The following is a 19,124-nucleotide window of genomic DNA, read 5'->3' on the forward strand; positions in this document are numbered from 1 at the left end:
TAATGGGACGACTGATCTTCCAGCCCAATTTCTCACAAAAACCACAAAATAATTTTGTATTGCATTACCTAAAACTAATACTTTTGAATATTAGAATTCATCATTTTTATGAATATAGACCAGATTCTTGACCAAATTTACATACTCCCGGAAGCTTCTAAAAATAACTTAAAAGCATATATTACTGAAGTTTCCCATCCCAAAGGTTACTGTCTGATGGAAGCTGACAAGGTCATTCCCTTTGTTTATTTTATCCGTAAAGGAATTGCCCGTGCCTATTCTTCCACCTCAGAAAATGATATTACGTTTTGGTTTGGAAGTGAAGGCCAGTGTGTACTTTCCATGAAAAGTTATGTGGAGGACAAACCAGGCTATGAAAGTATTGAATTATTAGAAGATTGTGATCTGTACAGACTTGAAACGGAGCATCTCAAAAAGCTTTTCAACGAAGATATTCACATTGCCAATTGGGGAAGAAAACTGGCTGAGGCGGAAATGATAAAATCTGAAGAACTAATTATTTCAAGACAATTCAAAACTTCTCTGGAAAGGTATAAAGATATCATCCAGTATCAACCCGATCTGCTTAAAAGAGTTCAGCTTGGCCACATTGCTTCTTACCTTGGAATTACACAGGTGAGTTTGAGCAGAATCCGGGCGGAGATTAAGTAAGTTTCTGTTTTATGGAGGGAAGATGGAGGATGGAAGTACTATTCTGTTTAACGACTAAAGTTCAGTATCTATAAAATATTTTTTAAGTTTTGGCTAAAGCCATATGGAATAGAAATTTATTTTTGAAAGCGGGCTAAAGCCCGCTCCTATTGATGTTATAGTGTGTATCATAGTAATATTGATGATTACTTATACAAAGAAAAGTAAGTAGTTAACCCTTTTCCGCCTAAAAAACTCTAATTAAACAACAGACCCATTTAAACTACCCTAAACTCATTTATCTAACTAACAGAATACCTCTCATTCAGACTCCCATAACGTCCCTCTTCCAGCTTCCAACTTCCTGGCTAACATAACCTCATTGGTAAAAATAACAGAATGCCCTTGTCCAAGCTCCCATAACTTACCTCTTCCAGCCTCCAGCTTCCTACTAACATAACCTCATTGGTAAAAATAACAGAATGTCCTTGTCCAAACTCCCGCAACTTCCCTCTTCCAGCTTCCAGCCTCCTGGCTAACATAACCTCATTGGTAAAAATAACAGAATGCCCTTGTCCAAACTCCCACAGCTTCCCTCTTCCAGCTTCCAGCCTCCTGGCTAACATAACCTCATTGGTAAAAACAACAGAATGCCCTTGTCCAAACTCCCGCAACTTCCCTCTTCCAGCCTCCAGCTTCCAGCTTCCTAACTAAAAACTCATTTTTTAACAATTGTAAAATTTTTTCTCCGTTCAAATTCTGAAATTTGCAACAGAAAAATTTAACAAAATGAATTGGATCATCTTAATTATTGCCGGATTATTTGAAGTGGCATTTGCATCATGTTTAGGAAAGGCAAAGGAAACTTCCGGAACTGAATCTTATTATTGGTTTGCAGGTTTCTTGGTTACTATGACCATTAGTATGCTTCTTCTGATTAAAGCGACACAAACATTACCTATTGGTACGGCTTATGCTGTATGGACGGGAATCGGAGCTGTAGGAACAGCTTTAATGGGAATTATCTTCTTTAAAGATCCTGTAAGCTTCTGGAGAGTATTTTTTATTGTAACTCTTATCGGTTCTGTTGTAGGTTTAAAAGCGGTATCTTCATCACACTAAAAAGCAAATAAACTTCTATCTATATTTAATGAAACCGTTCTCTTATGGAGGGCGGTTTTATTTTTCAAGCTATTGTTGGCTTTTATTATTTCTAATCAGAGAATGGAAGACTCTGTAAGAAACAAAAACCACCTTCGTTATGAAGATGGTTTTTACTTCTAGTGTCATGAAACACTTATTATTTTTTATATACTACAGGTAAGATTTCATTACTTCTTAGCCCGTATTTTTTTATTTCTTCTTCAGAAAATTTCTGTGAATAGAAGTTGACATCTGTTTCAAATCCTGCATTTTTTAAACGCTCAAAGTAATCCATTCCATACCAGCGAACGTGATCGTACTGGCCAAAATGTTTTTGACGTTCTTTCGGATCTTTGATAGTAAAATCTTCATAAGTCTTTTCCAATGAGTTTTTCATCGGAACCTGAAGAATTCCCCATCCTCCTGGTTTCATTACCCTGTACAACTCGCTCATTGCTTTTGCATCGTCTTCAATATGTTCCAACACATGATTGCAAAAAACAATGTCAAAGCTGTCATTTTCAAAAGGCAAATCCAGAATATCGGCCTTTACGTCCACAATGGGCGAATACAGATCTGCCGAAATATAATTCAGATTGCTCATTCTCTTGAACTTCCTTAGAAATTCCTGTTCGGGAGCAATATGCAGCACTTTATAATTTTTAATGAAAAAATCTGTTTCATTCTGAAGATACAGCCACATCTGACGATGCCTCTCAAGGCTTAAAGTCCCGGGAGAAAGAGCATTTTCTCTTTGTTTTCCATACCCATAAGGCAGAAACTTACGATAAGATCTTCCATCGATAGGATCATAAAACTGATCTCCTTTGAAAAACTGATAAATAAGCGGTCTTGCCCAGATACTCATTTTTATAAGCATTGGACGTGGAATTTTGTTCAGTAAAAGCTTAGTTATCTTTTTCATTAAAAATCCAGTTGGAAAGGCTTTTCTTCGTCACTTACGATTCCTAAAGCTTCATATACATAGTCAAATGTAGAAAGCAATACCGGTTTACCGTTGATAACGGCCACATCATGCTCAAAGTGTGCAGAAGGCAGATTATCTAAAGTAGTTACCGTCCAGCCATCGTTATGGAATTTTACTTTTTCAGTTCCAAGGTTAATCATCGGTTCAATCGCAATAGCCAAACCGTCTTTGATTACTTTTCCACTTCCTTTTTTTCCATAATTAGGAACTTGAGGATCTTCATGCATTTGTCTTCCCAAACCATGTCCTACAAGCTCTCTTACCACTCCATATCCTTCTTTTTCACAATGTGCCTGGATCGCATGAGAAATATCTCCGATTCTTTTTCCTCTGATACATTGTTCAATCCCTTTATAAAGAGATTCTTTAGCAACTTTCAATAGTTTTTTTACTTCCGGTTTTACTTCACCGATTTCAAAAGTATAAGCGTGGTCTCCCACAAATCCGTTAAGAACCACACCACAGTCTACAGAAAGAACGTCTCCTTCTTTTACTACTTCATTATTTGGAAAACCATGAACTACTTGCTCATTTGGAGAAATACACAAAGAGTTCGGGAAACCTCCATATCCTAAAAATGCAGGTTCAGCCCCATGATCTTTGATAAAATCATGAGCTAATTTATCTAAATATAAAGTCGTAATTCCCGGCTTAATTTCTTTTGCTAGCATTCCCAATGTTTTAGAAACCAATCGGGCACTCTCCTTCATCAGACGAAGTTCGTCTATTGTTTTTAATTGAATCATTGTATTAATTTACCAATGTATTATTATATCAGCGTATCCACATTCATTGATCGATAGATACGTTGTTAATTTATTATATTTAATTCTACCAGAAAAGTCCTTTTTTCTTTTCTTTTTTAAGTTTTGAATAGGCCAACACTTCTTTTCCTTCTACACGAAATTCTATTCTTTCCTGAATAATATTGTAAATTTCACCCCATCCAGGGAATCCGCCTAAGTTTCTATCATCAATGAACCAGTCTGCATCTAATTTTCTGGATTGATTTTCAGAATCAAAGACTTCTCCTTCGAAGCTTGAGTTCACTGCATAAAATTCTACTCCATTTTGTTTGCAGAATTCTACTGCTTCATCTAACGTTTTTCCGTGTCTGTATGTCCAAAGAATAAGCCTATATCCTTCTGCCTGTAATCTTTTCAAGGTCTCGAAAGCGAAGATCTTTGCCTTTCCAATTCCCGGATAAGCATCATCAACAATGGTTCCGTCAAAGTCAACAGCAATCTTTTTATTATTTAACATTTTGTTCTTTTTTTAGCTTTGCAAAGATAAGAAATAAAAAAGAGTGCCAAAAAGAAAGGCACTCAATACTTTTATAATTTAAAATAATAATATGGGCTACTAGCTCTTAACCCAGTTAAACTGGAACTGAAGATCCGGAGTAGATACTCTGTCTGTGATCTTCTGTAGTCTTGCAGGAAGCTTCATCAGATATTCCTGAGCTTTTTCTGCTTTTTCTGTAAGACCTTTTACGTGCTCAATCTTCCATTCGTCTAACAGATCTTTCATGATATTGATATAATCCTGACCTGTGTAAACCATACATCTTTGCGCCGCATCTGAGAAATGTCCCCAAAGTTCTCCTGCCTTCTGCCCTGATTGTCTCATCAAGTGTGCCGGCATTACGATTTTCTTACGCATCATATCTTCAAATGCAAGAATCATTTCTGATGGATCTATTTCAAGGATCTTAGCTACGAAATGTTTGTAAGCTTTTGCGTGTCTTGCTTCATCTGCTGCAATTACACCACACATTTTAGCTAATTTTCCGTTTCCGGATTGCTTTGCCAATGTTCCTACTCTTCTGTGAGAAATATTGGTAGCTGTTTCCTGGAAACTTGTGTAAATGAAGTTTCTGTATGGATCCATACTTGTTCCCAAGTCAAATCCATCGTTGATCAGATATTGAGTGGTAATTTCCACTTCTCTCATATTTACTCTACCGCATAGGTAAAGATATTTATTTAATAGATCTCCGTGTCTGTTCTCTTCTGCAGTCCAAGCTCTTACCCAGTTTGCCCAGCCTACTTTTTCTTCCTGATTAATTCCGTCAACTCCCATTAACCAAGACTCGTATGAAGGAAGTGCTTCTTCTGTGATACAATCTCCAATTAATGTTACAAAAAGGTCATAAGGCATTTCGCGAGCGAATGTCTGAATTTCTTCTAGATCATGCTTAAATTCTTCGCTTGAAGGATCTGGTAAATAATCAGAAGGCTGCCAGATTTTTTCAATTGGCGTTAAAAATTTATCAAGAAAAGAACCTACTTCCTTTTCCAATATTCCCATTACTTCTTTCCTAACAAGCTTTTGATACATTTTTATATTCAGTTTTTAATTAGCAAAGATATGATTTATTTATTATTTAACGCATAATAAAGTATGCAACTCATACCTTATCTGACATAAATCATAAAAAAATGCCGATATACAACTATAACGGCATTTTTTTAACAATATTATTGAATTTTATTTAACTAAAATATCACCTGTCATTGCATTTGGTATTTCAACACCCATTACATTAAGGATTGTAGGGGCTACATCGCCCAATTTTCCTGGCTTTAAGCTCCAAGTATGGTCTTTATCCATCACAATAAAAGGCACCAAATTCGTTGAGTGCTGAGTATTAGGTGTTCCATCCGGATTCAGCATTACATCTGAGTTTCCGTGGTCAGCCAAAATAAACACAGTATATCCGTTTTCGTAAGCTGCAGTCGCTACTTTTTCGATACATGCATCTACTGTTTCTGCGGCTTTTACCGCTGCTTCAAAAACGCCTGTATGTCCTACCATATCTGTATTTGCAAAGTTCAGACAAACAAAATCGGCTGTTCCTTGTTCTAATTCAGGTACAATAGCATTAGTGATATCGTATGCTGACATCTCAGGCTTTAAATCGTAGGTAGGAACGTCTTTTGGACTTGGGCACAGTAATCTTTTTTCCCCCTTAAACTCTTCCTCTCTTCCACCTGAGAAGAAGAATGTAACGTGGGGATATTTTTCGGTTTCGGCAATTCTGATTTGGGTTTTTCCATTCTTTTCCAGAACTTCCCCCATTGTTTCCGTTAAAACATTTTCATCAAATACAACCTGAACATTCTGGAATGTTTTATCATAGTTGGTTAACGTAATGTAATAAAGGTTCAGTTTACGCATATCATAATCAGGGAAATCTTTCTGCGAAAGCACTTCTGTAATTTCTCTTCCTCTATCTGTACGGAAATTGAAACAGATCACTACATCATCTTCAATAATTTTCGCCACAGGAACAATATTTCCTGTCGCAGTTGTATTCATTAAGATGATAGGCTTCAGGAATTCATCCGTTACATTATTGTCATAAGATACACGGATAGATGCCAATGCATCTGTACTCTGTTCTCCTACTCCTTCTACAAGGGCATCATAAGCTAATTTTACACGCTCCCATCTTTTATCTCTGTCCATTGCGTAGTATCTTCCCACCACGGTAGCCAGTTTTCCGGTAGTGGCTTCCATATGGTTTTGAAGCTCTTCAATAAAGCCTAATCCGGAATGTGGGTCGCAGTCTCTTCCGTCTGTAAATGCATGTACAAAGACATTTTCATTCAGACCAAATTCTTTAGCTGCAGTCAATAATCCTTTAAGGTGATTGATATGTGAGTGTACTCCTCCATTGGAAACCAATCCGATGAAATGTACTTTCTTATTTTCTTTTTTAGCGTATTCAAAGGCATCCTGGATCACTTTTTCTTGTCCAAGAGTTCCATTTTCAACCGCCATATTCAGTTTTACAAGATTTTGATAAACAACTCTTCCGGCTCCAAGGTTCATGTGTCCTACTTCAGAGTTTCCCATCTGTCCTGCAGGAAGACCTACAGCCAAACCGCTTGCTTCAAGGGTTGTATGTGGAAATTTTTGGTAACAGCTATCTATAAATGGTGTATTTGCTTTGTCTATGGCAGAAACGTCCGGGTTTGTTCCCAATCCCCATCCGTCAAGAATTGCTAATATTGCTTTTTTTGACATTTTGTATAAACTTTTTATACTACAAATTTATTTATTTTGAAATGAATGGAAGAATTTGGAGTTCTGAATTTTATTCATTCAGAGTAAAAAGAAAAAATCAGCATCATCTGCGAACTGTATTATTCTCGCAGATGATGCTGATATCTCAGATTTTAAAATGTAGAATTATAAACTTCAGCGACCTTAGCTTCTAATCTAACACTAATTATAATTTTTAAACCAACTATTAATCTTATAAGTAAACTTTTTTGACTTCATATTTTCGATTTTGATATTCTGTCCTTTTTCCACGCCTTTTACATCTGCTTCCTGATCCCAGTTTCCTTTAGTAAATTTCAATTGCGCCGGTACATATATTTTTAAGGTAAGCGTTCTTTCAAGATCACTTTTCCTTTCCATTTTAATTGAAGAGGCACTCCAGTACCCCAATCCCTTCTGGTTTCCTGCAATATAAACCTCATCATTTTTATCAGGAACATTCACTACTAATGTTACCGTTGAAGGTTCTCCTGAAAACTCCTGAAAAAAATCATCATACTTTAAGTTCTTTTCTTTTGCATAGGCTTTGATATAAGAATCCAGAAAACCACTTTCTTTTAAAAATAAAAAAGGATCTTCAATGTTTAGAATATCGTGTACTGCTTTATGTTTATCAGTTTGTTTATTGAAATAGGCTTCACATATTTTGTATCCGATCCAATATCCCAAATCATTGGGTCTGTCATCTATTTTGGAAGTCCAATAGAACCAATCTCTCAAATCGTCACTTTTATATCTTGTTACGAATTCTTTGTAGAGTTTGTCTGAATTGGCTTCACCATACTGAAAGGCTTTTACATTCATTGGTTCTCCTGAAACAAATTCTGCGATAAAATCTGCTCCGCCTTCTGTTAAAGCTTGTTTTAATAAAGTTTCTCCACCTTTATTATTTTGCTGAAAATGGATCATTTCATGAACAATAAGCGGTACTACTCCATCCAGGTTTTTAAACAATTCAGTTCCTATTGAAATTCCTTCATTGGAAGAATTCCCTCCTGTATTCATTCTTCCATAAACGAAATATACGGTTGAGAATTTAGCATTTGGGTACCAATATTTTAAAGCGCTGTAACTCGCCTTTAGTTTTTTATCTTTTGCCCCGATTCCATTTAATACATTTCTGGTTTTAAGATATTCTTCCTTATTCTTTTTCACTGTTGCATATAGAGAATCTGCATTAATGATTCTATTCTTTATGAAACTTTTCACTCCCGGTGAACCGTTTTCTATGTATTCTACAAAAGGATTGGTAGATGACGTTTCCATTTTATCAAAGGCTTTCCAGAAGTTCTGTGCATCTTTTGTTTCTAAAATAGCCCCTAAAGGGTCTGTGGAAAAACCTGTTTGTGCATTTGTAATCCCAAAAGCCAAAAGTAAGGCTGCAAGAAGATTGGTTTTCATATTAGTTTTTAAGTTAAATATCAAAAAATGAAAAACGTAAATTCAATAAGGTTTATTATAATTTCGAAAATTTTTACCCTATAAATCCATAATTCTTTTTTAATTTTGCGGTATGGACTTACGTGATCAATTGAAGAATCTTTTTCCTGAACATGAAGAGCAGGATTTTGAAATGCCTGAAGAAGAATTCAAGCAGAAAGAGCCTTTGGTATGCAAATTTGAGAAGAAAGGAAGAAATGGCAAGCCTGTAACGATTGTTGAAGGCTGGGAAGGTAGTGAAGAAGACCTAAAAAAAATCTCAAAGAAAATAAAAACCACCTTAGGAATAGGCGGTTCTGAAAAGGATGGAACGATTATCATTCAGGGAGACAACCGTGATAAAATAATGGCTATCCTTAAAGATATGGGTTATAAAACCAAACGAGTTGGCGGGTAGGTCTAGAAATAAACCTGGGTCTCCGGCAGTAAGGCTTTTAATTTTTCAATTTTAGATTTTTCTATAGGATTTCCTGTAAGGATCAAGGTTTTCAGATTTTTAAGCTGACTGATTTCTACAGGAATATCTTTCAAACTATTGTTGGCCAGATTCATGCTGACAACCTTCTTTAATCCTTTTATACTTGGCGAAATCTCCGTGATATTGTTATCACTGGCATTCAGAAATTCAAGCTCCTGGGCTTTAAAAAGGTTTTTGGGAAGCTGGGTCATTGCGTTCTGCTGCAGTTCAAGATATTTTAAATTCCTGGGAAATGACAAGTTCCCCATGTCATTGATCTGGTTATTGGCTAGATTTAAAAATTTTAAGTTCTTGATCTGGTACAGTCTGTCTGTAATAAAACTAATCTGATTTCCTTCCAGGTTAATCTCCTGCAATCCTGGAATTTCCATAAGTGCTTCCGGAAAAACATTCAGGTTATTGGCATCAAAATGAACAGCTTTAAGGTTTTGAAGTTTTGCAACATTAGGATTGATGTTAGTCAGACTATTTAAATTCATGGAAAATGTTGTCAGCTTTTTAAGCTCACTTATTTCATCGGGAATATATTTGATGCTGTTTTCATTTACATTTAAAAATTCCAGTTCTTTGAGTGCAAATAATTCCTGATCCATCTTTTCTAGCTTATTGGCCATTATATTCAAAAAGAATATCGAATTCAATTTTACAATCTGAGGGGGAAGATTGAACAATCCTTTTTCTCTGAAACTCATGCTATAAACAGTATTTTTACTATTTAAGGCATCTTCGATATTCGTAAAAGTAGGATATTTAACCGGATCAATTTGAGCATTGATCTGGGCTAATGAAAAAACAGAGATAAATAGGATAACCTTTTTCATAGGAAGATGTTTATCGTTTTTTTGGTCATATACAATCGCGTCATTTTGATTTGCAAATGATAGCGATTTCATCAAAGAAAATGTCTGCCAGCAACAAAAAGCTACCAGCAGACAAGAATTATAAATAATTTATTTCTTTAAAAGTTTTACCGTTTTCTGGAATCCTCCTTCTGCTTCAATATTAAGAATTAAAACACGAGATCCTTCCAATTGCTGTGTAAAGTCTAGGTCTAAAGCTTTGTTAGTGCCATTAAACTTCTTGGTAAAGACAATTTTACCATCCATACTGTAAGCCGTTACTGAAATATCTTTCAATCCTTTTGGTGAATTGATCTTCACAATTCCGGAAGTAGGATTTGGTGCTACTGTTACTGTATTTTCTGCTATTGTATTTTCCCCTGTCCCTAAAGAACCTTGTGTTCCTAGGTTTCCTTTAAGAGCAATAACTACTGTAGCAGATTTTCCTCTGTAGTCAATCGTATTTCCTGTAGCATCAACATCTGTAGAAATGGTAGCATCAGGGTGCTGAATAGAGAAGAATCCAAATTTATGATCAGGTGTAAATGTTAATCCTGTAGGCTCAGATCCTGCCGGCATCGATGCAAATAGTCTTACTTTAGGATTTGCTTGTGTATGATCCGGAGCAATTACCCAGATATAGTTTTTACCACCATCCTGAAGTACCCAAAGGTTTCCAAGCTCATCAAAGGTAAGGTTATCATTTCCATCTGCCCATGCTTCAGATTTCATTCCTTGAGGGGTATCAAATGAATATACTGTAGATCCTCCACCTACGAAAGTTTCTACTTGTGAGGCTGTTGTTCCATCATCTTTTAAACGATAAACTCTATCCAGTCCTTTTGAGGTAAAATAAATTTTACCGTCTAGTGGACTGATATCTACATCCTCAATTCCATTAAATCTCGTTCCCCCTAATGTTTTAGCTGCATTATTGGTATTGTTCTGATCTGCCTGGGTTTTATTCGGAACCTGAATCCATGTTGCTGTTGTTCCTGCCGGATCACCAGCTGCAGTTAATCCTTGGTCTAACTTCAATACATAAAGATTTCCTGAAGAAAGGTTATTAGGTACATCCATCACATATTTATATACCATGTGAGTTCCTCCATCTTCTCCATAATAAGCAACAGTTCCGGCATTATTAATGACTACATTTTCATGATTCATAATTCCCATCTGCCAAAGTTTACCTTTAGAACCATCTGCATTTTTAGATATCACCTGAGCTGTTGCAGGGTCAATTTCTACAAGCCATCCATAATCTTTGTATCCATCACCATTCGTGTCGTTAGCTGTTACCGATTCTTCTGCTGTTACTACAGTTCCCCATGGAGTAATTCCTCCTGAACAGTTTCTGATTGTTTGTACCAAGCTAGGATCAGAAAAACTTACCGCTCTTGATCTTGTCAACTGCCAAAGTTTTGTAGAAGCATTGTAATTGACCTCAGCCATGGTAACACCTCCTGGATTCGTTTCGTGATTTACGGAAAGATAGCCGTTTGTACTGCTACCGGATTTGGCAACATAGCCCGTAAAGTCGTTTTGGCCACCTACTAAGCCGCCACCTTCAGTATAATTATCACCTTCTTTTAAAATAAGCTGATATTTGTGTTCTGCAGGGATGATTAGTTTACCTGTCTGTGCGGTAGGAACAATAGAGGTAAAACAACTGATATGAGTACCATCACATGCAAGAGGTGTTGGAGTGGTATTTCCTGTTGTTTTCAGATAGGCATCAATTCTAAGATCTGAACTGCTTACACTTCTATTATGCAATTCAATAGAAATTCTATTCACTCCGTTTACAAATTTTGATTTTGGAATAGAGAAAATATTATATACATTTTCTGCTGGCCCATCAATGATTGTACTTGCTAAAGTATTGAATGTAATTGTTCCTGCAGGCATATTATCTCTTACGACTTCCTCTCCGTTAAGATAAACTACAATACCGTCGTCTCTCATTACTCCAAGTTCTACATTGTCTGAAAGAGTTGCTAAATTGACAGTAATATCTTTAGCAAAGTAAGCTGTAATCAACCCAGTGGTTCCGGAGTGGATTGTAGTGGCAACAGGATCTCCATATCCCAATGGGCTATTACCCACAGGCCATGAAGAGATGTCATAATTTTTAGTTTTCCATGCATCAGGTTGTGCCTGATCAAGATCTTGATAACTCCAAGATGTACCCTTATCAAAAATAAGGGTCTGCGCATGGATGCCAGAAGTGGCAAATAGAGCCAAAGCTCCAATTGTTAGTAGTTGTTTTTTCATTTCAATTTCGATTTATTAGACCTTGCAAAACTATTTTTAAAAGGCTATGTTTCTGTTAATAGGACTTTAAATATGGACAGAAGAATGTTAATTAATTTAAAACCTAATGTTAAGGGGATTAAGTTTTTGTTAAATGCGGTACGGGGTGCGGGATTCGGGATTCGGAGTACGAGGTGCGAGGTGCGAGATGCGGGGTGCGGGGTGCGAAAATATCATCGAAGATTATTTGTTTCTGAAATATTATAAATTGTTTTCAGCCCATACATCTTGAGACTTTGTAACTCAAATCCTAGAACTCTAATCTCAAATAAAAAAACATCATTCCTACCTCAACCGCTCATCTCGCAACTCGCAACTCAAATCCTAGAACTCAAAACTCTAATCTTAAATGAAACAATTTCATTCCTACCTCAACCGCTCACCACGAATCTCGAATCCCGAACCCCGAACCTCACATCCCAAAACGCTCATCTTAAATAAAAAAACGTCATTCCAACCTCAACCGTTCACCACGAACCACGAACCTCGAATCCCGAACCCCGAACCTCACATCCCAAAACGCTCATCTTAAATAAAAAAACGTCATTCCTACCTCAACCGTTCACCACGAACCTCGAATCTCGAATCCCGAACCACGAATCCCGCAACTCGCCTACTTAGCTTTACTCACATCAGTAAGAGCATTCAAAAAGGCAATAATCTGATTCATCTCTGTCTGGGTAAGATTTAATTTATCCGGTGCCAGCGTCTGGTCTTTCATCTTTAATCCCAATCCTTCCCCACCACCTTCATTATAAAAATCCAAAACTTCTTCTAAAGTATTAAAAGCTCCATTATGGAAATATGGTTTGGTAAGAGCAATATTTCGAACTGTAACTGTTTTGAATGAATAGTCATAAATCCAGGATTTTTCCTTTTTCACCGGGCTCTTTCCTCTCCCAAGATCCTTATCAAGTTCTACAGGGAGCTGTTTAATAGGTTTTGTAGTAACTCCAAGTACTTCAGATTCATTTTCATTAAAAAATGGCGGCACTAAGCCTGAGAAATGCGGAGCAAAATGGCAGGTTGCACAATTGGCTTTTCCCATAAACAAATTGAAACCTTTTTTCACGTCTTCCGAAACATTCTTTTCATTTCTCATAAAACGATCAAAGTCGCTATCGAAAGAATATAAGGAGGCAACATAAGAACTTAATGCTTTTGAAAAGTTCTCTTTATTAATATTCCCATCTTTAAAAGCCACACGGAATGCTTTTTTATATTCTGGCTTTGTTTTTAGCTTTTGGATAATGCTTTCGTAACTTGTATTAAATTCATCTTCGTTATAAATCACGTGTTCGGCCTGTTGTTCAAGATAAAAAGCTCGCAAGTCGTAGAAAAATCTTTTTGCAAAAACAGCATTATATAAGGTGGGTGAATTTCTCAGCACTGTTTTTCCTTCTACATTACTTTGGGATTTGGCTTTAAGGTCTGTGAAAGCATTTTCCTGAAGGTGACAGCTAGCACAACTCATCTTTTTGTTACCACTTAAATTCTGATCATAGAAAATTGATTTTCCAAGATTCCGAAGATTTTGATTATCTTCTGAAGATTTCAGTAAGGTATAGAAATAGGGATCTAAAAAATCACTACTGAAAAGGGTTTTATTATTGACATTCCATCCTGAAAATTCTTTCAGATCATCAGTTCTTCCATCCCACTTTCCTAACTCTTCATACAAAGGCTGAATGTATTTTTTATAAAACTCAATACGATCAAAGGTTTCAAAGTCTTTATTTTTCGAAAGATATCCGATAGCTTCCGCTAAGATCTGATCTGCCTTTTGGGTATGATAGTTTTTGAAATAAGGATCATCATTGATGTATTTTTTCATCCCTGCAAAGGCATGGCTGGCTTCTTCAGAAATATTCAGTGAACCAGGGGTATCAAAACCTGTTACTCCTAGGGAATATATTCTGATTAATTCTATACGCAAAGGTAAAGTCTTGTTATTTCCTTTACTTAATCCGTTTTTCATAGCACTGAGATAGAAGCTTGAATAGCTGTTGTATAAAAAATCGGTAATGGTTTTGATCTTTTCTTTTTCATCTTCAGCTTCTTCGGAAAATATCAATTCATCCAGAACCTGTAATCCTTTAGGAGGAATTGTATACGCTGATGTTCCTGCAGCTTCAATATGAAATAAAGGAGCAGCATTGAGATCGGTTTTGGTAAATTCCGGATAATAATAAGCTATATAGAATTCTATTTCTTTAAATGAATTTCTTGTACTTTTCAATGATGTTTGTAATTCTTCAAGCGAAATAAGGCCTTCAGAAAACTTTCGAACATCCGACTTCAACTGCTCAAGCTTGCCCTTAAAATCAGTTAACCCTTTATTAATAAATGTATTTTCACTTTCTTTGCCTCTGTAAACAGGATTAAAAGACATTACTGCAAATCCTATCAAAAGGATGACAACAAGCAGTGGATAAGATCTCATGGATTTTTAGCGGCAAAGCTATTAATATGATGTTATCTCAATTTTAATAACAGATTAAATAATGTTTATATTTCTGATACAATAATTTTTACTAATTTTAAACCCCGAAATCAGATTCATTATTCTTAAAAACGGTTTATTCTAAATACCGGCAAAATAATGGCGAGAGGTTATTGGGAGAGGATTTTTTTAATTAAATTCAATACATCAAAACTAAAATAGGAGTATGAAAACAAAATTATTGTTTGCAGTTACGGCAAGTTTCCTTTCGCTAACAGCATTTTCACAAAAGAAAAAGGCCGCAACACAACCTGTAAAACAACAGGAAATGGCTATATATGCAGAGAAAAAAGGAAATGATTATTATCTGATCCGCCTGGAACAGGATAAACCAGTCCCTAATGTTTATGTATATTCCAATGGGGTAACCAAACCCTATAAAAATTATGCAGAACTTAAAGATGTAGTCATGGAATTTCCGGGAATGATGTCTTCCAATAACTCAACCAAAGAAGAGCTGGTTTCTGTTCTTAAAAAAGATGATCATTTCTATGAGGTCACTTCACAAAGAAAAGATCCTAATAATTTTGAAAAAACAGTTGTTACAGTATATGAAGTAATGGGTGGTCAGAAAAGGATTGTTGAGGAATATGATTCTATTTATCAACTTATGGCTTCGCCTTATAAAGAAGCAATTTTCATTAATTAAAAAAACAAAAAATATAAATTATGCTAAACAAACTTGCTGCTTCAGAACTTATTCTGAATGAAGACGGAAGTGTATACCACTTGAATCTTTTACCTGAAGATATTGCTGATAAAATCATCCTTGTGGGTGATCCGGACAGAGTGGCAAAGGTTTCAAAATACTTTGATACCGTAGAAATCAAAAAAAACAAAAGAGAATTTTACACCCATACAGGAACTCTTCGTGGGGAGAGAATCACTGTAATGTCTACTGGTATCGGAACTGAGAACATCGATATCGTAATGAACGAACTGGATGCTCTTGTTAACATTGATCTTAAAAATAAAGAGTTCAAAACTGAGCACAAAGCGCTTGAATTATTCCGTATGGGAACTTGTGGAAGTGTAAATCCTGATGTACAGGTTGATAATATGCTTGTTACCCAAAACGTAGTGGGATTAGATGGCTTAATGCACTTCTATCAGGACTATAACTTTGAGAATGAGTTTTCAAAAAGCTTCATGGAAAGATTCCCTTATGAGAAAATCAAGCCTATGCTTTACTTCTCAGACTGGGCAGAAGAAATGGGTGAATATTACAAAGATGCCAAATACCATGGAAATACAGCTACTTTCCCAGGATTCTATGCTCCACAGGGAAGACAGCTTCGTCTAAAAGCAGTAGATGATAAGTTCCTTGAAACATTGAATGACCTTGGGGTTACCAACTTTGAAATGGAAACATCTGCTATCTATGCATTTTCAAAACTACTAGGTCACAAAGCAATTACCGTAAATAACGTAGTGGCTAACAGAAGACGTGGAGAGTTCTCTACAGACCACCACAATTCTGAAAAGAATCTGATTACTTGGGTTCTTGACAGAATTATTAAATAAGATAAATAGTACAATCTATCTCTATAAAAAGCCTTTGGAATTTTTTCCAGAGGCTTTTTTATAGGTTTTGGCTAAAGCCAATGGATTGGATATGAATTTAAAAGACGGGCTAAAGCCCGTCTCTATTGATGATTTTATTGTCTATGAATAAAAAACAGTCACGCAGATTTTGCTGATGATGCAGATTTTTTAAACCATTAAGCTGACATTAATGTTGTAAGCATATTAAGAAGACCTTTACTTGAAGAAATGTTATCTTAAAGATCTATTTGAGTTTCTTAATGAGACATTTTTTACTGGTTCAAATGGAATTCCCTAGGATCAGGATATTGAAAAATATAGCCTAATTCTGCAACCAATTTTGAAGATAAAATTTTCTTACCCTTAACTTCTTCTCGCTCTTCCCTATTTTCTAGATTTTTCTGAGCATTGATAACCTGAGCTTTTGACGGATGTAATAAAGTCGTTACATTATACAGACACTTCTCCGTTCCATTTTCGATCATTTTTAAGATAATACCGGCAATATCCTTGTAATGGATATGATTAACAGCAAAATCAAGATTGCTGACATTATAGTTCTTAAGAAGTCTGTTGTCTCCCATAAGGCCACCCAGTCTCAGGATATTCACCTGTGGATATTTATTTTTTACCATTCTCTCCCCTGAAATTTTTTCAACAGGAACATCAATTTCGGTAAACTCTTTTTCTGTATCCGGATAAACGCCGGTAGAGCTCATTAAAAACATTTGTCCTTTAAAATCTCCGATAAAAGAGCATAAATTCTGAATTCTATTGTACAAAGAACTTACACAACAGCTTTTCTCTGATATTGGTATGGTAATTATTAAAACATCAAGGCTTTCCAAAACATTCCATCGGGGATACGGATCAGCAAGTTGATAATCCGGAAAACTGGCAACTACTGTTTGAATTCCTTTCCCCTTCAATTCCTCTGCTTTTTCTTGGGTAGTGGTTGTAACGTATAGAGAATATTTTTCGGATAATGAAGCCGCAATTCTGGTTCCCAGCCATCCACACCCTATGATCCCAATATTTTTCATATTTTGGAGTTAGATTGTGTTGATAATATTTCATCCAGACCGGACATAAGTTGTTTCTTTTTTTTCATATCAAGATGAAAACAACGCTGAACTGATCCCGGGACATGTTTTGCCTTCTCCTTAAGAGCTTTTCCATTTTCAGTAAGACTAATAAGGACTACTCTCTCATCATTCTTACTTCGGATTCTGTTGACAAGATTGTTTTTTTCCATTCGTTTTAATAAAGGAGTTAATGTTCCGTTATCCAGATAAAGATGTTCTCCAATTTTTCCGATATTCATTTCACCGTTTTCCCATAGTACAAGCATTACCAGATATTGTGGATAGGTTAATGAAATTTCATCCAGGTAAGGTTTATATATTCCTGTAATATATCTTGAAACCGCATAGGTTTTAAAGCATAAATGTTCCGACAGAGCAATCATAGTTTATTTTATAAAGGCAAAAATACTCATTTTATTTTGTGCACAATATTTTTGTTTCAAATATTATTACTCATTCAACTTGGAAGTTTAAATACCTATTCGCTACACTTTTAGGATATACCTCCTATTTTCTTGATTACCTGGAAAAGTCAGATAGAGGTTATAACGAAATAAAGTCTCGATAGTCTGGCTCAAAAAAGTTTTACTAAGAAGTCTGATGATTCCCGTTTCCTTTATGATCTTTCAGATCTATTTGGGGCGTTGCGGCTTCTATTTTACATACACAACAATAAAAAAGACCTCCAAAACTGGAGGTCTCTAACACCATATCAACTATAATAAAACTTATTATCACGTTTAAAATTCATTAATCATCACATAAAAGTGGCCTGAGTTCAGACTATTGGCACTTCCTGAGATATTGGTAAGATTAATAACAATAGTGGAAGTGGAAGTCATTCTTGGATTAGAAATCGAAAATGTTGAATTCCCAGCAAAATCTCCAGCCGGAGATACTACAACTACAGCTCTTGTAGAACCCGGTTGATATCCGGAAGGAACTGCAATTTCAAGTGTTGTAGATTTTCCCGGAGGTATATTATTGATGGAAATTCCAGGCCATACTTCAAAACTGATTTGGTTTTTCTGTACACTGCCTTTTTCACCAAGTTTATACTGTCCGTTTACATCTAATCTTGCAGATGTATTGGGAGCCCCCGTGCCAATGCCTACATTCGCATTATTATTCCCCAGCACTATAGCATTGGCTTGTGAGGTAGTTGCTCCATATCCTATGGCAGTAGAAAATTGCCCTAGAGCATTTGCTCCTGAACCTACTGCTGTAGAGTTTTCTTTATTGGTAACAGCATTATATCCTAAAGCTGTTTCACTATTTGTATTTGTCTTCGCATTATATCCTATAGCAATTGATTGAAACCCTCCTGCTAAAGCATTATTTCCAATCGCTGTGGATTCATTTTTACTAGTTTGAGCATTATAACCAATGGCTGTTGATTTAAAAGCTCCCGCCGTTGATTTATTTCCAATGGCCAATGCATCATTTGCAGAAACTGCTGCTGCACTACCAATTGAAATTCCCTGAAATGCAGAGCTTGAACTTCCGATTGCAATTCCGTTCTGACCAGCATTAGCACCTAATCCGAAGCTTACAGAATTATCTACTCCTAATCTTCCTGCTGTAGCAGCATTTACTTTGAAGATCAGGTCATCCATTGTTTTCGTTCCTAATGATAAAGCAGTATTGGCCCCACTATAAGTTCCGGCATTCTCACCTATTGTATTCCATCCGGTGCCATCATTTCCTTTATTAGTATTGGCAGACGTTGAAAGTTTATTCCATTTAGAAGCAAACCAATAATAAAATCCAGCTTCTGTTAATCCAGCTTTTCCGTTATTCCATACAATCAGCCCATCTGCGGGAGAAGGTACTGTAATTACATCTGTATCTGAGTTCAGAGCAATGCTTGGAAGAAGCACTCCTTTGTCTTTAGCATTTACATGGAGCATTGCAGAAGGATCCGGACTTGGTAACCCAATCCCAATCTGCGCATATGTAAAGACAACAAACAGTAAAAAGAGAAGACTAAATCTTAATTTATAATTTCTTTGCATCACCTATGTTTTTGGAGGTGCAAATATACAAATTTTATAACAAATACCTA

18 protein-coding genes are annotated in these 19,124 nt (G+C 36.0%); 5 read left to right on the plus strand and 13 right to left on the minus strand.

Translation table 11 applies throughout. The annotated features are described in order from the left end of the window. Window positions 1-108: 108 nt before the first annotated feature. Window positions 109-672 carry a Crp/Fnr family transcriptional regulator gene (locus GTR01_RS13425; RefSeq protein ID WP_160138338.1) on the plus strand — a complete coding sequence of 188 codons (564 nt, stop codon included), beginning with the start codon at window positions 109-111 and terminating at the stop codon, window positions 670-672. 347 nt (window positions 673-1,019) lie between these two features. Here GTR01_RS13425 and GTR01_RS13430 read toward each other — a convergent pair whose 3' ends face one another. Continuing rightward, window positions 1,020-1,277 carry a hypothetical protein gene (locus tag GTR01_RS13430; RefSeq protein ID WP_160138339.1) on the minus strand — a complete coding sequence of 86 codons (258 nt, stop codon included), beginning with the start codon at window positions 1,275-1,277 and terminating at the stop codon, window positions 1,020-1,022. A gap of 163 nt (window positions 1,278-1,440) precedes the next feature. On the opposite strand from GTR01_RS13430, the gene GTR01_RS13435 reads away from it, so the two are divergent. Beyond that, complete coding sequence (locus GTR01_RS13435; protein WP_160138340.1) at window positions 1,441-1,773, plus strand: DMT family transporter; 333 nt, start codon at window positions 1,441-1,443, stop codon at window positions 1,771-1,773. 178 nt (window positions 1,774-1,951) lie between these two features. On the opposite strand, the gene GTR01_RS13440 is transcribed toward GTR01_RS13435, so the two are convergent. The 6 genes from GTR01_RS13440 to GTR01_RS13465 form a co-directional block, all read right to left on the minus strand. Further along, window positions 1,952-2,719, minus strand: a complete 768-nt coding sequence (locus GTR01_RS13440) for a class I SAM-dependent methyltransferase (protein ID WP_160138341.1) — start codon at window positions 2,717-2,719, stop codon at window positions 1,952-1,954. After that, on the minus strand, window positions 2,719-3,528 hold the full coding sequence (map, locus tag GTR01_RS13445) for a type I methionyl aminopeptidase (protein ID WP_160138342.1): 810 nt from the start codon (window positions 3,526-3,528) through the stop codon (window positions 2,719-2,721). The genes GTR01_RS13440 and map overlap by 1 nt, the downstream gene beginning before the upstream one ends. A gap of 85 nt (window positions 3,529-3,613) precedes the next feature. Next, window positions 3,614-4,045: a BT0820 family HAD-type phosphatase gene (locus GTR01_RS13450; RefSeq protein ID WP_160138343.1), complete on the minus strand. Its 432-nt coding sequence runs from the start codon at window positions 4,043-4,045 to the stop codon at window positions 3,614-3,616. 99 nt (window positions 4,046-4,144) lie between these two features. After that, window positions 4,145-5,122, minus strand: a complete 978-nt coding sequence (locus GTR01_RS13455) for an acyl-ACP desaturase (protein ID WP_076553341.1) — start codon at window positions 5,120-5,122, stop codon at window positions 4,145-4,147. Window positions 5,123-5,272: 150 nt separating this feature from the next. Continuing rightward, the gene (gene gpmI, locus GTR01_RS13460) at window positions 5,273-6,814 is read right to left on the minus strand and encodes a 2,3-bisphosphoglycerate-independent phosphoglycerate mutase (RefSeq protein WP_160138344.1); all 1,542 of its coding nucleotides are present in this window, start codon (window positions 6,812-6,814) and stop codon (window positions 5,273-5,275) included. Window positions 6,815-7,015: 201 nt separating this feature from the next. Then, on the minus strand, window positions 7,016-8,254 hold the full coding sequence (locus GTR01_RS13465; protein ID WP_160138345.1) for a DUF2268 domain-containing putative Zn-dependent protease: 1,239 nt from the start codon (window positions 8,252-8,254) through the stop codon (window positions 7,016-7,018). 112 nt (window positions 8,255-8,366) lie between these two features. Between GTR01_RS13465 and GTR01_RS13470 the strand changes: the two genes are divergently transcribed. Then, window positions 8,367-8,690, plus strand: a complete 324-nt coding sequence (locus tag GTR01_RS13470) for a translation initiation factor (protein WP_068943063.1) — start codon at window positions 8,367-8,369, stop codon at window positions 8,688-8,690. Window positions 8,691-8,692: 2 nt separating this feature from the next. Here GTR01_RS13470 and GTR01_RS13475 read toward each other — a convergent pair whose 3' ends face one another. The 3 genes from GTR01_RS13475 to GTR01_RS13485 form a co-directional block, all read right to left on the minus strand. Then, the gene (locus GTR01_RS13475; RefSeq protein WP_160138346.1) at window positions 8,693-9,592 is read right to left on the minus strand and encodes a leucine-rich repeat domain-containing protein; all 900 of its coding nucleotides are present in this window, start codon (window positions 9,590-9,592) and stop codon (window positions 8,693-8,695) included. Window positions 9,593-9,721: 129 nt separating this feature from the next. After that, window positions 9,722-11,887 (minus strand): alkaline phosphatase PhoX, encoded by a 2,166-nt coding sequence (locus tag GTR01_RS13480; protein ID WP_160138347.1) that lies wholly within the window; start codon window positions 11,885-11,887, stop codon window positions 9,722-9,724. 652 nt (window positions 11,888-12,539) lie between these two features. After that, window positions 12,540-14,369 carry a cytochrome-c peroxidase gene (locus GTR01_RS13485; protein WP_160138348.1) on the minus strand — a complete coding sequence of 610 codons (1,830 nt, stop codon included), beginning with the start codon at window positions 14,367-14,369 and terminating at the stop codon, window positions 12,540-12,542. Window positions 14,370-14,595: 226 nt separating this feature from the next. On the opposite strand from GTR01_RS13485, the gene GTR01_RS13490 reads away from it, so the two are divergent. Together GTR01_RS13490 and GTR01_RS13495 are read left to right on the plus strand one after the other, a co-directional pair. Then, window positions 14,596-15,078 carry a hypothetical protein gene (locus GTR01_RS13490; protein ID WP_160138349.1) on the plus strand — a complete coding sequence of 161 codons (483 nt, stop codon included), beginning with the start codon at window positions 14,596-14,598 and terminating at the stop codon, window positions 15,076-15,078. Between the two features lie 20 nt (window positions 15,079-15,098). Next, window positions 15,099-15,953: a nucleoside phosphorylase gene (locus GTR01_RS13495; protein WP_160138350.1), complete on the plus strand. Its 855-nt coding sequence runs from the start codon at window positions 15,099-15,101 to the stop codon at window positions 15,951-15,953. A 293-nt stretch (window positions 15,954-16,246) separates the two neighbouring features. Here the strand turns inward: GTR01_RS13495 and GTR01_RS13500 are convergent, their stop codons facing one another. From GTR01_RS13500 to GTR01_RS13510, 3 genes are all read right to left on the minus strand, one after another. Next, complete coding sequence (locus tag GTR01_RS13500; protein ID WP_160138351.1) at window positions 16,247-17,017, minus strand: hypothetical protein; 771 nt, start codon at window positions 17,015-17,017, stop codon at window positions 16,247-16,249. Continuing rightward, complete coding sequence (locus GTR01_RS13505; RefSeq protein WP_160138352.1) at window positions 17,014-17,442, minus strand: MarR family winged helix-turn-helix transcriptional regulator; 429 nt, start codon at window positions 17,440-17,442, stop codon at window positions 17,014-17,016. Before GTR01_RS13505 ends, GTR01_RS13500 begins: the two co-directional genes overlap by 4 nt. Before the next feature lie 357 nt (window positions 17,443-17,799). Then, window positions 17,800-19,074 carry a hypothetical protein gene (locus GTR01_RS13510; protein WP_160138353.1) on the minus strand — a complete coding sequence of 425 codons (1,275 nt, stop codon included), beginning with the start codon at window positions 19,072-19,074 and terminating at the stop codon, window positions 17,800-17,802. Between the last annotated feature and the right edge of the window lie 50 nt (window positions 19,075-19,124).

Origin of the sequence: Chryseobacterium sp. c4a, from assembly GCF_009900745.1 — a bacterium.
Taxonomy (GTDB): domain Bacteria; phylum Bacteroidota; class Bacteroidia; order Flavobacteriales; family Weeksellaceae; genus Chryseobacterium.

Coding starts and splice junctions, on each gene's coding strand:
- GTR01_RS13435 (WP_160138340.1), top strand. CDS start 1,441: ATGAATTGGATCATCTTAATTATTGCCGGATTATTTGAAGTGGCATTT.
- GTR01_RS13470 (WP_068943063.1), top strand. CDS start 8,367: ATGGACTTACGTGATCAATTGAAGAATCTTTTTCCTGAACATGAAGAG.
- GTR01_RS13495 (WP_160138350.1), top strand. CDS start 15,099: ATGCTAAACAAACTTGCTGCTTCAGAACTTATTCTGAATGAAGACGGA.
- GTR01_RS13450 (WP_160138343.1), bottom strand. CDS start 4,045: ATGTTAAATAATAAAAAGATTGCTGTTGACTTTGACGGAACCATTGTT.
- GTR01_RS13485 (WP_160138348.1), bottom strand. CDS start 14,369: ATGAGATCTTATCCACTGCTTGTTGTCATCCTTTTGATAGGATTTGCA.
- GTR01_RS13440 (WP_160138341.1), bottom strand. CDS start 2,719: ATGAAAAAGATAACTAAGCTTTTACTGAACAAAATTCCACGTCCAATG.
- GTR01_RS13480 (WP_160138347.1), bottom strand. CDS start 11,887: ATGAAAAAACAACTACTAACAATTGGAGCTTTGGCTCTATTTGCCACT.
- GTR01_RS13455 (WP_076553341.1), bottom strand. CDS start 5,122: ATGTATCAAAAGCTTGTTAGGAAAGAAGTAATGGGAATATTGGAAAAG.
- GTR01_RS13490 (WP_160138349.1), top strand. CDS start 14,596: ATGAAAACAAAATTATTGTTTGCAGTTACGGCAAGTTTCCTTTCGCTA.
- map (WP_160138342.1), bottom strand. CDS start 3,528: ATGATTCAATTAAAAACAATAGACGAACTTCGTCTGATGAAGGAGAGT.
- GTR01_RS13505 (WP_160138352.1), bottom strand. CDS start 17,442: ATGATTGCTCTGTCGGAACATTTATGCTTTAAAACCTATGCGGTTTCA.
- gpmI (WP_160138344.1), bottom strand. CDS start 6,814: ATGTCAAAAAAAGCAATATTAGCAATTCTTGACGGATGGGGATTGGGA.
- GTR01_RS13465 (WP_160138345.1), bottom strand. CDS start 8,254: ATGAAAACCAATCTTCTTGCAGCCTTACTTTTGGCTTTTGGGATTACA.
- GTR01_RS13510 (WP_160138353.1), bottom strand. CDS start 19,074: ATGCAAAGAAATTATAAATTAAGATTTAGTCTTCTCTTTTTACTGTTT.
- GTR01_RS13430 (WP_160138339.1), bottom strand. CDS start 1,277: ATGTTAGCCAGGAGGCTGGAAGCTGGAAGAGGGAAGCTGTGGGAGTTT.
- GTR01_RS13425 (WP_160138338.1), top strand. CDS start 109: ATGAATATAGACCAGATTCTTGACCAAATTTACATACTCCCGGAAGCT.
- GTR01_RS13500 (WP_160138351.1), bottom strand. CDS start 17,017: ATGAAAAATATTGGGATCATAGGGTGTGGATGGCTGGGAACCAGAATT.
- GTR01_RS13475 (WP_160138346.1), bottom strand. CDS start 9,592: ATGAAAAAGGTTATCCTATTTATCTCTGTTTTTTCATTAGCCCAGATC.